The organism is Streptomyces sp. NBC_01276, assembly GCF_041435355.1.
Classification (GTDB): Bacteria; Actinomycetota; Actinomycetes; order Streptomycetales; family Streptomycetaceae; genus Streptomyces.
The window spans coordinates 374,279-387,615 of record NZ_CP108443.1; the positions used below are offsets into that span (position 1 = coordinate 374,279).

13 protein-coding genes are annotated in these 13,337 nt (G+C 69.6%); 7 read left to right on the forward strand and 6 right to left on the reverse strand.

Annotation, left to right across the window (positions count from 1 at the left end; all coding sequences use genetic code 11):
* Positions 1-721: 721 nt before the first annotated feature.
* Positions 722-1,525: a hypothetical protein gene (locus OG295_RS39025; protein ID WP_371681493.1), complete on the forward strand. Its 804-nt coding sequence runs from the start codon at positions 722-724 to the stop codon at positions 1,523-1,525.
* Between the two features lie 88 nt (positions 1,526-1,613).
* Here the strand turns inward: OG295_RS39025 and OG295_RS39030 are convergent, their stop codons facing one another.
* Together OG295_RS39030 and OG295_RS39035 are read right to left on the reverse strand one after the other, a co-directional pair.
* The gene (locus OG295_RS39030) at positions 1,614-2,381 is read right to left on the reverse strand and encodes a transposase (protein WP_331738563.1); all 768 of its coding nucleotides are present in this window, start codon (positions 2,379-2,381) and stop codon (positions 1,614-1,616) included.
* 92 nt (positions 2,382-2,473) lie between these two features.
* Positions 2,474-3,406, reverse strand: a complete 933-nt coding sequence (locus OG295_RS39035; RefSeq protein ID WP_331738565.1) for a hypothetical protein — start codon at positions 3,404-3,406, stop codon at positions 2,474-2,476.
* 451 nt (positions 3,407-3,857) lie between these two features.
* On the opposite strand from OG295_RS39035, the gene OG295_RS39040 reads away from it, so the two are divergent.
* The 3 genes from OG295_RS39040 (at position 3,858) to OG295_RS39050 (ending at position 6,222) form a co-directional block, all read left to right on the forward strand.
* Complete coding sequence (locus OG295_RS39040) at positions 3,858-4,955, forward strand: ISL3 family transposase (RefSeq protein ID WP_371681494.1); 1,098 nt, start codon at positions 3,858-3,860, stop codon at positions 4,953-4,955.
* Between the two features lie 124 nt (positions 4,956-5,079).
* Positions 5,080-5,508 carry a DUF4240 domain-containing protein gene (locus OG295_RS39045; RefSeq protein WP_331738569.1) on the forward strand — a complete coding sequence of 143 codons (429 nt, stop codon included), beginning with the start codon at positions 5,080-5,082 and terminating at the stop codon, positions 5,506-5,508.
* 240 nt (positions 5,509-5,748) lie between these two features.
* Entirely contained in the window at positions 5,749-6,222 is a 474-nt protein-coding gene (locus tag OG295_RS39050) for a nuclear transport factor 2 family protein (RefSeq protein WP_331738571.1), read from the forward strand.
* Positions 6,223-6,582: 360 nt separating this feature from the next.
* On the opposite strand, the gene OG295_RS39055 is transcribed toward OG295_RS39050, so the two are convergent.
* Together OG295_RS39055 and OG295_RS39060 are read right to left on the reverse strand one after the other, a co-directional pair.
* The gene (locus OG295_RS39055) at positions 6,583-7,995 is read right to left on the reverse strand and encodes an MFS transporter (protein ID WP_331739015.1); all 1,413 of its coding nucleotides are present in this window, start codon (positions 7,993-7,995) and stop codon (positions 6,583-6,585) included.
* Positions 7,996-8,045: 50 nt separating this feature from the next.
* Positions 8,046-8,408 carry a MarR family transcriptional regulator gene (locus OG295_RS39060; protein ID WP_331739017.1) on the reverse strand — a complete coding sequence of 121 codons (363 nt, stop codon included), beginning with the start codon at positions 8,406-8,408 and terminating at the stop codon, positions 8,046-8,048.
* A gap of 118 nt (positions 8,409-8,526) precedes the next feature.
* Here OG295_RS39060 and OG295_RS39065 point away from each other — a divergent pair, with 118 nt between their 5' ends.
* Together OG295_RS39065 and OG295_RS39070 are read left to right on the forward strand one after the other, a co-directional pair.
* Positions 8,527-8,883 (forward strand): hypothetical protein, encoded by a 357-nt coding sequence (locus OG295_RS39065; protein ID WP_371681495.1) that lies wholly within the window; start codon positions 8,527-8,529, stop codon positions 8,881-8,883.
* A 146-nt stretch (positions 8,884-9,029) separates the two neighbouring features.
* Positions 9,030-9,899, forward strand: coding sequence for a PhzF family phenazine biosynthesis isomerase (locus OG295_RS39070; protein WP_331738575.1), 870 nt, complete (start codon positions 9,030-9,032; stop codon positions 9,897-9,899).
* 33 nt (positions 9,900-9,932) lie between these two features.
* Here the strand turns inward: OG295_RS39070 and OG295_RS39075 are convergent, their stop codons facing one another.
* Complete coding sequence (locus tag OG295_RS39075) at positions 9,933-10,160, reverse strand: HTH domain-containing protein (protein ID WP_371681496.1); 228 nt, start codon at positions 10,158-10,160, stop codon at positions 9,933-9,935.
* A gap of 249 nt (positions 10,161-10,409) precedes the next feature.
* Positions 10,410-10,913 carry a MarR family winged helix-turn-helix transcriptional regulator gene (locus tag OG295_RS39080; protein WP_331738577.1) on the reverse strand — a complete coding sequence of 168 codons (504 nt, stop codon included), beginning with the start codon at positions 10,911-10,913 and terminating at the stop codon, positions 10,410-10,412.
* Positions 10,914-10,986: 73 nt separating this feature from the next.
* Here OG295_RS39080 and OG295_RS39085 point away from each other — a divergent pair, with 73 nt between their 5' ends.
* Complete coding sequence (locus OG295_RS39085; RefSeq protein WP_331738579.1) at positions 10,987-13,101, forward strand: MMPL family transporter; 2,115 nt, start codon at positions 10,987-10,989, stop codon at positions 13,099-13,101.
* Positions 13,102-13,337: the final 236 nt, after the last annotated feature.

Genomic DNA, 13,337 nt, shown 5'->3' on the forward strand with positions numbered 1-13,337 from the left:
GGGGCTGCGGACGGATCAGGACGACAGCGTCTTGGTCATGGACCGGTACACGGGTGCGCCGTCCCAGGGCTGGGTGAGACCCACGAGTTGGTAGCCAAGGCGTTCGTACCAGGCGGCGGCCGGCGCTTCGGGCCGGACGGCGAGGGCGACCCGCTCGGCCCCCTTCGCCTCGCGCAGCAGGGCGGCGTGCAGGTCCGGCCGACACCTGTGCCGCGCAGGGTGGCGAGGACGGCGAGTTCCATCACGACGAAGGTGCGGTGCCCGTCTTAGCGGGTGAATCCGTCAGGCAGGACGGTCCCGTCGGTGAATCCCTCCCACCACCTGGTACCCGAAGGGAGCGGCAGGCCGTACGCGAACCCGATGAACCCGACGAACCCTACGCCTCGTAGAGGGGGCGAGGTCGTCCAGCTCGCGCCCGGCGGCGGCAGGGTCGGTGACGGTGGCGTATGGCACGGGACTCCTCATCCGGGTGGGGCGAACGCGGTCGAGTTCGCGGCGGGCGGCGGCCCGTCCTTCCCGTGCCTGCCGACGGCCCACGAGGCTGTCGGAGGCCGAGCAGCTCCAGCTCAAGACCGTTCTGGCCCACTGTCCCGAGCTCGACGCCCTGACCCGGCACGTCCGCTCCTTCGCCGTCATGCTCACCGAACGGCACGGAAGCGCGCCCTGCTCAGTAGATGACACCACGCACGACGCTCTCGTGGCGCCGCTATAGCCTCGGCCTGTGACCAACCGTGTGAGCTGGACAAAGTACCCTCAACCCGACGGGCTGCCCCACTATCAGGAGCTCCTGGAGGGTACAGACTGGGCATCGCTCGCCACCCCCTACGGGACGGCCGAATCCCTGCCGGCCGCCCTGGCACGTCTGCTCGACCCCGACCCGGCCGTCAGGACAGCCGCCGTCAAGGACGTGAGCAATGAGGTGGACCACCAGAACACCGTCTACGAAGCCACCGTGCCGGTAGCTCTGTACTTCGCAGCCATCCTCAACCATCCGGCCACCGAAGTGGGCGACCTCGACCACGACGCTGACGTGCCGTCACACCATCCCACCCGCGCGTTGCTACTGAACCGGCTCGGCGGCACCGCCTACGACGCCGATGATGAGCACATCGCCATGGGCGAGTGCCATTTCGGCGAAGGCTTTCTCGAAGCATGCCCGGACATGCGCGCCTTTCGGAACATGCGCCCGGCCATCTACTCCGCAGTTCAGCCGTTCCTCGGCCATGAGAATGCGAAAGTGCGCGACGAGGCCCTCGTCGCAGCCATCCCCCTCACAGAGGACCCCAGGCTCACTACACACCGGGCCGAGCTGGTCGGACATGCCCGTCACCTGCTGACCGCCAGCACCAACCGCTACCATCGCGACTGCGCCCTGAATGCGCTCAACGCCTGGGGTCACGACACCGGTGACCTGGAAAACGCGAACGACATCGCCTCCCGTGAATTGCAAGCGCGTCTGGCCGATTTTGACTACTGGTTGGCAAACTACGGGACAGGCAGCCGCACCGAAGATCCGCCGTTCTGACACGGTGACTCGCAGCGCCCTAAGAGCTGTCCCGTTAATGATCTTTGCGTGGCCTGGAGCCGGTTCGGTCGCCGCGAGGTCCGCTCGCCTATCCGGCGAGGGTGAGGTTGTACAGGCGGGCGATGCCGCGCACGGCGTGATGGATGCCGTCGCCTTTGAGTCGGCAGTCACGGAGGATCTTCCAGGTCTTCATGCGGGCAAAAACATGCTCGACGCGGGCTCGGACCTGCTTGTGGGACGTGTTGTGCGCCTGCTTCCAGGCGGGGAGTTCTTCGCCTTTGCTCCGGCGGTGGGGCATGACGAGCCCAGTGCCGGGATAGCCGCCGTCGGCGATCGTGACGGCCTTGCCGGCGGCGGCCTTGGCCCTGGATTCCTCCCACGCCTTGCAGTCGTTCCGGTTTCCGGGCAAGGGCCGGCCGACCACTACGACCAGGCGGGTGTCGGCATCGATGACGACCTGGTGGTTGGTGGAGTACCGGTAGTTCTTCGACTGCGCGGCGATGGTGTGGTCGCGGGTAGGGACCAGGGTGCCGTCCACGATGAGTACGGTGTCCTTGGCGAACCGCTTGCGGGGCTGGAGGGCGAGCATCGGCCCGAGGTGGTCGATGATTCGGTCCGCGGTCGACTTGGACACCCCGAACAGTGGGGCGAGCTGTCGCATCGTCAAGTTTGTGCGCCAGTACGCCGTAACCAGCAGGGCCCGGTCCTCCAACGGAAGGCTCCACGGCCGGCCCTTGCGGACCGCATCCGCACCCCCACGCCGCAGCACGGGCACCAGTCGGCCGAACAGACGCGGGCTCAACCCGCTGAACGGGGCTATCCAGGACGGCTCCGACGCCGTGATCACACCAGCCACCCCGAGATCATTTCACCGTCGACTGGGAGCTTCAGGAGGCGGCCTTCGCCCGCCTGAGGCACTCAGCCCTCGCGCCGAAAGGCAGCCTTGGGCTAGGCATGGGATTCGGCGACGCGGGTGCGTGTGCGGACGAGTGTCCGCATCATTGCCGCGCCTGCCACCACAGCGCAGAAATGCAGCACCACCGAGACGGTGGGGTTCTCCGGCAGCGGGACATCGGCTGGGTCCGCCACCGCTACATACAGCACGAGGGGCAGCTTCCAGGCGCTCCATGCGAACAGTGAGCCCGATCCGACCCACCCGAATGTCAGTGGGATCCAGCACGGCAACCGGGCAGGACGCGCCCGGGCGAGCATCCAGATGGCGGCGGATCCGGCGAGTGCCCAGAATCCCCATCCAGCGGCCAGCACGTACCCGTCGGTGCTTCGCTCGGTCGGGTGGGCGATTCCCAGGGTGCCTCCGCCCGCCCAGTAGAGCCAGACCAGACCGACTATGGCACCCACGACAGCCGCCCACGGCGGTACCGTACGCGAACTGTCACCGACTCGCCCGATGAACGCATCCGGCCAGCGGCGCCGCAGATACGCCGGGACGGCGAGAACCAGCCCCAGCCCCATCCCCACGAAGCTGAACTCGACCAGTACGCCCTCCCAGACCGGCATGGCAGGGTCGTCACCGCCGCCCTGCGAGTCGCCGCCCACACCCAGGAGCGCACTGAACAAACCGAAAGGCAGCACCGAGACGAGGAACCCCGACCCCACCCAAGAACAGAACGCAACCAGCGCCCCCGGTATCCGCATCCCCCACGGCCGCACCAGAGCGAGCGCCAGCGCAATCCCGATCACCGCCATACCGACCGTCACGGTGTTGAGTACCACCCACTCCGCCAAGCCGAACCCATCGCCGATCGGCAGCACCCCCACGAGGGAGCCGACCACCCACGAGACCTTGATGAGCAAGTACGGCGACAGCGCCAGAGCCGCCCCATACGCCGCGTTCCGCCCGACCCGATCCCAGCGTTCCACCCGAACTCCCCTTCCACCAGCAGGAATCCAGCCTCCGGCCTTGCCCGCCCCGACACGTCCCCCGCCGGACGTATCCGTCTCCCCCACCCGGGGGAGACTGCGGGTAGCAACTGAGTACCGAAGGACGACCACGACGAGTCCTCTCGCACAGTGCGGTGAGCGAGCCCTACGAGGAGTGCAACATCGCCACGTGAAGGGACTGAGCGCACAACTCGCCCTCGAAAGCTCTCGGCCACTTCGCCCGTAACCATCAGTTACGGGACAGCTCTTACTCGTCGGCTGTCACTCAGTGCGGTGGCACCCCAAAAATTGAGCCAGAACCCGAAGTGGTGAACATCTGCTGTCGGTTCTCGGGTCTGGCACACATTCCGTGAGGGCGATCACCGGGGTTCTGCCTCGGTGACGTCCTGTCATCTGGGATCGTGTGGTGCGGTGTGATGACCTCATAGCGGTGCTGTTTCCGCACTTCAGCGCGGTGCTGGTGGAGCTGACCGTGCGCCGGCTGTATTGCGAGAACACTGACTGCCTGCGGCGCACGTTTGTCGAACAGGTCGAGGGGCTGACCGTCCGGTATGGCCGACTGACACTGGCGTCGCGTCGGATTCTGGAAGCGGTGGCCGTCGCTCTCGCAGGCCGGGCGGGTGCCCGATTTGCCGTGGTGCTGGGCAGCGCGGTCAGCCGGACGACCCTGTTGCGGCTGGTGATGGCCCTGCCCGACCCGCATTGGCCGGAGCCGAGAGTGCTGGGCGTCGATGACTTCGCGACCCGCCGCCGACGGCATTACGGCACCGTGATCATCGACTGTGCGACCGGCCAGCCTCTTGACCTGTTGCAGGGCAGGGATGCGAAGTCGCTGGCGAGCTGGTTGCGCAAGCACCCGGGGGTGGAGATCATCTGCCGTGACCGAGGCGGCTCCTACGCCGATGGCGCCCGCACCGGCGCACCACAAGCAGTGCAGGTCGCAGACCGCTTTCACATCTGGCAGAACCTCGGCACCGCGGTCGAAACCTGCGTCCGCCAGCACAACGCTTGTCTCAGACCGTCCACCACTCCAGCCAGCACCGCGAGTCTCTCCACTGCCGATCCGGCAAGCACGGCCAACGCGATGTCACCGATCGAAGCCCGAATCCGCGAACGTCACACCATCGTCCACGCCCTCCTCGCCCAGGGGCACGGCATTCGCGAGATCGCCCGGGAACTGCACATCGGCGGAAACACCGTCCGCCGGACCGCCCGCGCCGAAACCCCCGAACAGCTGCTGACCGGACGACATCAACCACGGCCCAGACAGCTCGACCCCTACAAAGCGCACCTGGACAAACGCTGGTTCGAAGGCTGCACGAACGCCATCGACCCGCACGCTGAACTCCAGGAACTCGGCTACCGAGGCCACTACCAGACGATCAGCGATTACCTGCGGCCCCGCCGCCGGCAGCGCATCCGTGTCGTCGGCCCGGCACCACCGGGCGTCCGCCAGATCGCCGGATGGATGATTCGTCACCCCGACCGGCTGCGGGACGAAGACCGCAAACAGCTCACATCAAGATGATCAAACGCCAAATGTTCGGACGGGCCAAGCTCCCCATGCTCCGCAAGCGCGTCCTTCTCACCGCAGCAGCAATCCGGTGACCCGCCAGCCGGGGATGTCAGACCCCTGCGTCACGCTCGCCCGTATGAACGAAGACGCTTTCTGGCAGCTCATCGAAGACTGCAGGCCCACGGAACCTGAGCCTGAGGCCGAACTGCTTGCACCCGCACTGACCGAGCGTCTTGCCCAGTCCCCGTTGTCGCTGGTCACCGGCTTCGCGGAACAACTGGCGTGGGCGCTCTACCGGCTCGACCGCAAGGAATACGGATACAACCTGTCCGATGACGCCTTCCTCTACACCCGGGCTGCCGTCGTCGCCGCCGGCCGCGTCGTCTTCGAGAGCGTCCTTCAAGACCCTGCGGTCTTCGAGCCTTACGCCACGAAGCTCATCTGGGCCGAAAGCCTGCTCTACTCACCGGACCGTGCATACAAGCGCATCACCGGGGAGGAATGGGACCGCAACACGCGATATTCCTACGAGTCGTGCTCGAACACCGAGGGCTGGGCTGACTGACCAGCGTTCGCCAACAGCTGCTGACGGACTCACGAGCTGCTGATCACCCTCACGGAATGTGTGCCTGATCCCGGTTCTCGGGTCCGGGCTCAGGTTCTGTGGACTGGCGGCACTGAGCCACGGATCGGCAAGTGGGGGGCGGCCACGGACGGGCGCGGCTCAGGAGGACATGGGTCTGGAACCGGGGCCCGGCTCGGGTGGGGGCTGCCTCAGCCAGGAGCGACCTGATATGAGTTGATCATGAATGCTGAAACCCTTGACCCGATGCACCGTCTGCTCGCAGAGCGGGCTTGCGAGCGGCTGGTCGTCGAGTTCGTCCACCGGCTCGACCTCGGGGACCCAGCCTCGGTGGCGGACCTCTTCACGCAGGACGGCAGCTGGGAATGGCCCGCCGGCGACCGCCGCATTGAGGGTCACGACGCCCTGCGCATCTACTTCGGCAACCGGCCCTCAGACCGACTGTCACGCCGTATATGCAGCAACATCCTGGTTACCGTGACCTCTGCGGACACCGCCGCCGCCACCACCTACTTCACCACGTACCGTGTCGACGGTTACAGCGAGGGCCTCGTACCGCCGCGGCCCCCGGTGCAGGTGGGGCACTACGAAGACACGTTCCGCAAGGTGGACGACACCTGGCTGCTCACCACGCGGACCCTCTTCCTCTCCTTCGCCGGTCCCACGGAACGCCTCGACGGGCCCGGCCGGTCATGAGAGCGCCTCCCAGCCGACCGGCCGCCGAGGGTCCGCTGCCGCAGGTAGTGACATTCCAACCGTTCGGTCATGTGATGAGCCACGGCTACGGAGACATCGCGCCGAGCGTAGCCGCGTCCGAAACGTAGGCGGAAGCCCTCATCTCCAGATCCGTCGATCGCGCCGATGAAGGTCCGCAGTGTCATGCCTCTGTGGTTCGTTCCGGCATGGTCGAGGCAAGGCCACGCCTGCTGCCGACCGAGTCGTGGTCCACTGTTTCTCTCGTCTCAGCAGGCCATTGGCGCTGGCGGCCGGCGAACGTCGATATGTCTCCTCGGCGCCGACCAGGGCGACGGGGCCGCCGCCCTTCCGCCGAGCCGGTCATCGGCCCTGCCGGCCCCGACCCGGCTCGCTGGTCGTGGCCGTGGCCGCGACGGCGTCGATCTCGGGCGGGCGTTGGCGGGCGAGAGCGATGGCGGTCAGGGCGGTGACCGCCATCGCGGCGATGCCGATCAGCGCTGCGGTGGTGTAGGCGTGGTCGTTCGGGAAGAGATGACCGGTGTCGGTGTCGGTGTCGGTGCCGGTGGCCAGCACCAGGCCGCCTGTCGCGCTGCCCAGGGAGTACCCCACGCTGCGGACGACGTAGTTGAAGCTCATCGCGCTCGACGTCTCGCTCTTGGGCGTGACGGCCAGGATGACGCCGGGCATGGCCGCTGAGAAGCCGCCCACGCCGAAGCCCAGCACACCCATCGCGATGAGCAGTTCGGCCAGGTTCGACCGGGCCGCGGCGAAGAGGACGAATCCGCCGCCGACGATGACGGCGCTGCCGGCCAGGAGTACGGGTGCGTCGATCAGCGTCCGGACCCGGGGCGTGAGTCTGCCGGCGACGAACCCCAGCACCGAGAACGGGACGAGGACCAGCCCGGCGACGAAGGTGGTCAGCCCGAAGCCGTAGCCGGCGCCGTGTGGCGTCTGGGCGTACCGCGTGATGAGCGTGAGCAGGAGGTACATGCCGCTCCCGCCGACGAACATGGCGATGTTCGCGCCGGCGACCGCCGGGTGCCGCACCGCCCGGACATCGACCAGGGGCGCCTCGCTGCGCAGCTCGGAGGCGGTCCAGACGCACAGCAGGAGCACGGCGGCGACGGCGAGGATCACCGCCACGGCGAGGTGACGGCTCCACAGGCTCCGCTGGCCGGCCAGGAACAGGACGAGGAACAGCCCGCCCGCCAGGACGAGCGCCCCCGGAACGTTCACGTGAGCGGAGCGGCCTTCGGGAGCCGCGGGTATGGAGCGCCACGCGGTCAGGAAGGCGACAGCGGTGACGAGCAGACCGAATCCGTAGGCGGCCCGTACGCCGCCGATCTCGGCGAGCAGTGCGGTGAGCGGGTAGCCGACGCCGGCGCCGATGATCGAGACCACCGAGATCAGGGCGATCGTCGCCGTGCTGCGCTCCTCGGGAAGATGGTCCCGGGCCACGCCCATCATCAGCGCCGTCAGCCCGAGCCCGACGCCTTGGGCCGCCCTGCCGATGAGCAGCCCCGCGAACGGCAGCGGCAGCACGGTCAGCGCACTGCCGACGACGACGATCGCCAGCGTGGCGAGGACCGTGGCCCGTCGGTGCGGGCCGGCTCCGAGCCGGCCGAGGACGGGCGTGGAGACGGCGCCGCTCAGCAGTGCGACGGTCAGCGTCCACTGCGCGCTGTCGAGCGACACGTGGAACGTGGTCGCCACACTGGTGATGAGCGGCGTCCCGAGGCTGGCGACCGCCGCCACGACCAGGGCGATGAACATCAGGGCGGGGCCCAGCAGCCGCGCCTCGGAGCCCTCCGGGGTGCGTCCCGTCACCGCTTCGGCCCTTCGCGGTCCTGGCTTTCGAGCTCTGCCAGGTGCGCCAGGGCCGGAAGCGCCGCCACCAGGGCCTCGACCTCGTCGGCGGCGAGTTCGTCGACCAGCCGCGCGAGCGCATCGACGCCCGCCCGGCGCCGCGTCTGAACGTACGACGCGCCGGCCTCGGTCAGGCACACCAGCGTGACCCGCTTGTCGGACGCGTCGCCCCGCCGCTCGACCAGTCCGGATTCCTCCATCACCCGGACCAGCACGGTCATCGCGGGCTGGGTGACACCCTCGGTCACGGCCAGATCGGTGATGCGTCGCGGGCCGGTCCTGTGCAGGGTGGCCAGGGTGGCGGCGGACGTGATGCTCATATCGCGCGGAAGGCGTCGCACAGCCCTGGTGGCCAGCCCGTAGAGGGCCGACCCGATCGCAGTGGATGCGCCACGAGTGGCGTCTTGACGGCTCATGCATGAAGCATACAGTTTTTATATGAATGCTTTATATATCTCTCGCCCCGAACGCCGTGCCCCGGCCCCGCACCCGGCGCACCAGACGGCGGTCGCCGTCGGCGTCATGGCGGACGCCGTGCGCCGCGCCCTGGCCGAAGACCGAGCCGAGGACGACATCACCACCCGCTGGGCGGTGCCGGACGGCATCCGCGCCCATGCGCGCGTCGTCGCCGCCGATGGCGCCGGCGGCTGGCGGACACCCGGCGAGGTTCGGATGAGGCCGTGTCTCCTCCTGCGTGGACGGGCTGGAATGCCCGCCATCGCCGACCCCGTCGACCGGGAGGCCTTCGTATCCGTCTCCGGCACGTTCCCCCGTCGCCGGGATCAAGCAATCTGAAGGTCAATTCGAAGCCGGACATGTCCGGCCGAATATCCGACCCTGAGAGGCTGGCTGCCTACGACAAGCTGGCCGTTGCGGCCAGGCCCGGTTATCGGCGGACGCCGTTCGCGGTTGTCGGTTCGTTGAGCGGCAAAGGGGGGCCGATGTCCTGGCCGGATGTCACGGTGGTCGATGCGTGCGTGCGGCGCGACGGCCGGGGCGGCAGCCCCACGGCCGTCACCGACGACGACCCGGCGGCGACGGGCGCGGACCGGCGTGCGGTCGCCGCTGCGGCCGGCACCTCGCACGCCGCGTTCCTCGGCCCGGAGCGGACGCCCGACGGCGGCCGGCCGGTCCGGTTCTTCACCGCCACCGCCGAACTGTCCGGCTGCGGCCACGGCACCGTTGCCGCGCAGGCCGTCCGGTTGACCCGCACCGCCCTGGACGAGCTGAACGACCGCCAGCACACCGGCGGGCGCACGTTCGACACCGTCGCGATCCGCCGACCCACCGGCATCGAGGTGTGGTTCGACCAGGGCCTCGTCGCGCTGCGTCACCCGGCACCGGACGAGCGCGCCGCGGTCGTCGCCGCGCTCGGGCTCACCGCGGACGACCTGCATCCGACCGACGCGCCACGGATCGCCGCGCCCGGCGCACCACGCATGCTGGTACCGGTCCACGACCGGTCGGCGCTGCTCCGAGTCTGCCCACACCTCGGCAGGCTGGCGGCGGCGTGCCGGCGGTACGGGCTCCTCGGCTGTTTCGTGTATGTACCGCCGGTGGGCGACCGACCGGGTGCGGCGCGGATGTTCGCGCCGGCGATCGGTGTCGACGAGGACGTCGCCAACGCCAACAGCACCGGCTGCCTGGCCGCCCACCTGCTCGACACGACAGGGGCGCAGACGGTCGCGATCGAGGTGGAGCAGGGCGACGCCCTCGGGCGACCGGCCAGCGTGCTCGCTTCGGCCCGACGCGGGCCGGCGGGCATCACGACCCGGGTCGGCGGGTTGGCGGTGGTCCGCGACGGGCACTGAGGCGACGTTGGGTATAAAACTGCCGGACGTCGGTTACGCAGGGGTCTCCGACCGCGATCGCGGTGGCCTCTTCGGCGTCGAAGTGGGGAGGCGGGCGCCGGAGGCGAGGCGGCAGCCGCCCGCGTGGCCGGTGGTGCACTCGACCTGGCAGCCGAGTTCGCGCAGCTGGTCGATGCCGTGGCGCACGGTGCGGCCGGTGGCTCCGAGCCGGTCGGCGAGGTCGGCGCCGGGCCACTCGTGGCACCGTCCCGTCCCGCCCATGTGAGCGGTGCGAGACGGATCATCCGGCGTCGGGGAGAGTCATCGTGCCCGACGGGCTCCCAGTGCCCCAGCGCGCCAAACGGCCAGGCGCGCACCCCTGCGGACGGCTGCTTCAGCCCGTGCCGGACGGGAGGAGACGCGGGGTGACGCGGCCCGCCCCGCTTCAGGCGCATCAGCCCGGTCCGGGGAAGGGATGGCCGCAGGGCCTTTGGCACTGAGGCGGAACGACCGGGCCGGGCCGCGGCGGCGTCAGCTGCGGATGTCCTTGAGCTGCCGGTTCATCCGGGCGAGGAAGTCCACGACGGTGTGCAGCTGTTCGGGGGTGAAGTGGCTGCGCGCCTCGTCGGTGGCCGTGGCCAGCGGGCGGAAGTACTCCCGAGCCACCCGGCGGCCTGCCTCGGCGTAGTGAAGGTGGACGACGCGCCGGTCGTCGGCGGCCCGCACCCGCCGGATGTGCCCGGCGGCCTCCAGACGGTCCAGGCACGCGCTGGTGGCGCCGCTGGTGAGGTTCATGTGCCGTGCCAGCCTGCCGGGGGTCATGGGGCCGGCGCTCTGGCCGGGCGGGGTGTTCTCGGCGTCCAGGATGGCGATCAGGGCCTGGACGTCGGTCAGGTGGAGTCCGTGAGCCTGGGCGAATTCCTGGGCGATGCGGTTGAACTCGGCGTTCATCCGGCGCAGAAGCAGAGCGAAGGAGTGCATCCCGATCGGGTCGTCCGGGGGAAGTGAAGGCGAGGAGGCGGCGGGGCGGGTCATGGATCCATCATAAGATCTCTCGATGATTGAGATACTTTATGGTTGACCTAGTTGTCTGGTACCGAGGAACGACATGAGGAACACACCGCGCTGGGCCCGCTGGCTCGTCCCGGCCGTACTCGTGCTGGCCTGGCTCGCCGTCGGCGGGGGCACCGGCCCCTACGCCGGGCGGCTGGGCGAGGTCTCCAGCAACGACCGGGCCGCATTCCTGCCGCGCAGCGCCGAGTCCACCGGCGTCCTTGATGAGCAACGGGCGTTCACGCAGTCCGAAACGGTGCCGGCCATCGTGGTGTGGACCAGCTCCGACGGCCCGCTGACGCAGGTCCAGCTGGAGGCGGCCACCACAGCAGTCGCCGGGCTGGGCAGACTTCCCGGAGTCGCGGGCGCCCCCTCGCCCGTCCTGCGCTCCCAGGACGGGCAGGCGCTGCAGGCGGTGGTGCCGCTCGCCCCCGACCTGGGAGACAAGACCCCCCAGGTCCTTGCCGACATCGCAAAGAGCGCCGAGGGCGTGCCCGGCACCACCACTCGGATCGCAGGGCCGGCGGCCACCCAGGCCGATCTCGCGGACGCCTTCGCCGGCATCGACGGGATCCTGCTCGGCGTCGCTCTCGCCGCGGTGCTGCTGATCCTGCTCCTGGTCTACCGCAGCGTCCTGCTGCCCTTCGTGATCATCATCGGCGCGGTGTTCGCCCTCGGTCTCGCCTGCGCGATCGTCTACGTCCTCGCCGACCGCGGCACCGTGCGCGTCGACGGCCAGGTCCAGGGAATCCTTTCCATCCTGGTGATCGGAGCCGCGACCGACTACGCACTCCTCCTCGCGGCCCGCTTCCGTGAAGAACTCGCCACCCGTGGCGACCGTGCCGCCGCCGCCCTGGTCGCCCTGCGCCGCTCGGCGGGAGCCGTCACCGCGAGCGCGGCCACCGTCGCCCTGGGCCTGCTCGCGCTGCTCGCCGGCGACCTGACCAACAACCGGGCCCTCGGGCCGGTCGGGGCGATCGGCATCGTCTGCGCCGTCCTGGTCACCTTGACCTTCCTGCCCGCCGTCCTCGCCTTGCTGGGCCGCGCGGCCTACTGGCCGGCCACCCCCAAACCGGCCGACGCCACCACCGAGGGCCACCGCCTGTGGAAGCGCGTCGCCGCCCTGATCGACCGAGCCCCACGGCGTGTGTGGGCCGCAACCACCGTGGCACTCCTGGCTCTCGCCGCGTTCGCCCCCTCCCTGTCCTCCACCGGCGTCCCCCTCGACGAGATCTTCGTCAACGACGCGCCCTCGGTCCAGGCGCAGCAGACCCTCGGCCGTCACTTCCCCGGCGGATCCGGAAACCCCACCGTGATCATCGCCAGCGTCTCCCACGCCGACGAGGTGGCCACCGCGGCGAAGACCACCAGGGGAGTCGCCGCCGCGAACGTCGTGACCGCTTCGGGCGGGCCCAGATCAGGCGAACCCCTGGTCAGAGACGGCCGGGTGCGCATCGACGTCACCCTCAAGGCCGCAGCCGACAGCGACGGCGCCAAGGACACCGTCGCCCGCCTCCGCGAACAGGTACACGCTGTCGCCGGCGCAGACGCGCTCGTCGGCGGATACACCGCCCAGCAATACGACACCCAGCAGACCGCCGTCCGGGACCGCACCGTCATCGTGCCGATCGTCCTCGCGATCATTCTGTTCATCCTGGTGCTGCTGCTGCGCTCCCTGCTGGTACCGCTGCTGCTGGTGGTGACCGTTGCCCTGAACTTCGCGGCCACGCTGGGAGTGTCGGCACTGGTCTTCACCCATCTGCTCGGCTTCAGCGGCACGGACGCCTCCGTCCCCCTCTACGGGTTCGTCTTCCTCGTCGCCCTCGGGGTGGACTACAACATCTTCCTGATGTCACGGGTGAGAGAGGAGGCCCTCCTGCACGGCACCCGGCAGGGCGTCCTTCGCGGGCTGACCACCACCGGCGGCGTGATCACCTCGGCAGGCGTGGTCCTGGCGGCCACCTTCGCCGCACTGATGGTCATTCCCCTGGCCTTCCTCGTGCAGATCGCCTTCATCGTCGCCTTCGGCGTACTCCTCGACACCCTCGTGGTCCGCTCCCTCCTGGTCCCGGCCCTGGTCATCGACATCGGTCCCCGCGCCTGGTGGCCGAGCGCTCTCGCCCGCGAGCCCCGCCCGGCATCCGCCGAGAAGACCACCGGGCGCGTGTGAGCCCTCCGGGACGCCGCACGTCAACAGCAGAAGCCGACGACGGTGACCAACGACCGTCCAGCCGGCCGCTGTCGTCGTCCTGGCTGACCGTCCTCGCGGGCACGACGGGCAGGCCAGGGGAAGTCCGCAGACGAAACGATGCGGTCGCGGCGGGCGGCGGGCGGCCGGCGGCGGTGACGTCGTAGGCGGGGGCGACCGCGCCCCCTCGGCACCGGAGAGCACCGCACTCGGTGGCC

Bases quoted from the DNA above. Each gene is read 5' to 3' on its own strand.
- OG295_RS39085 (WP_331738579.1), top strand. From the start codon at position 10,987: ATGAGGAACACACCGCGCTGGGCCCGCTGGCTCGTCCCGGCCGTACTC.
- OG295_RS39065 (WP_371681495.1), top strand. From the start codon at position 8,527: ATGAATGCTTTATATATCTCTCGCCCCGAACGCCGTGCCCCGGCCCCG.
- OG295_RS39060 (WP_331739017.1), bottom strand. From the start codon at position 8,408: ATGAGCATCACGTCCGCCGCCACCCTGGCCACCCTGCACAGGACCGGC.
- OG295_RS39050 (WP_331738571.1), top strand. From the start codon at position 5,749: ATGAATGCTGAAACCCTTGACCCGATGCACCGTCTGCTCGCAGAGCGG.
- OG295_RS39045 (WP_331738569.1), top strand. From the start codon at position 5,080: ATGAACGAAGACGCTTTCTGGCAGCTCATCGAAGACTGCAGGCCCACG.
- OG295_RS39055 (WP_331739015.1), bottom strand. From the start codon at position 7,995: ATGTTCATCGCCCTGGTCGTGGCGGCGGTCGCCAGCCTCGGGACGCCG.
- OG295_RS39070 (WP_331738575.1), top strand. From the start codon at position 9,030: ATGTCCTGGCCGGATGTCACGGTGGTCGATGCGTGCGTGCGGCGCGAC.
- OG295_RS39080 (WP_331738577.1), bottom strand. From the start codon at position 10,913: ATGACCCGCCCCGCCGCCTCCTCGCCTTCACTTCCCCCGGACGACCCG.
- OG295_RS39075 (WP_371681496.1), bottom strand. From the start codon at position 10,160: ATGGGCGGGACGGGACGGTGCCACGAGTGGCCCGGCGCCGACCTCGCC.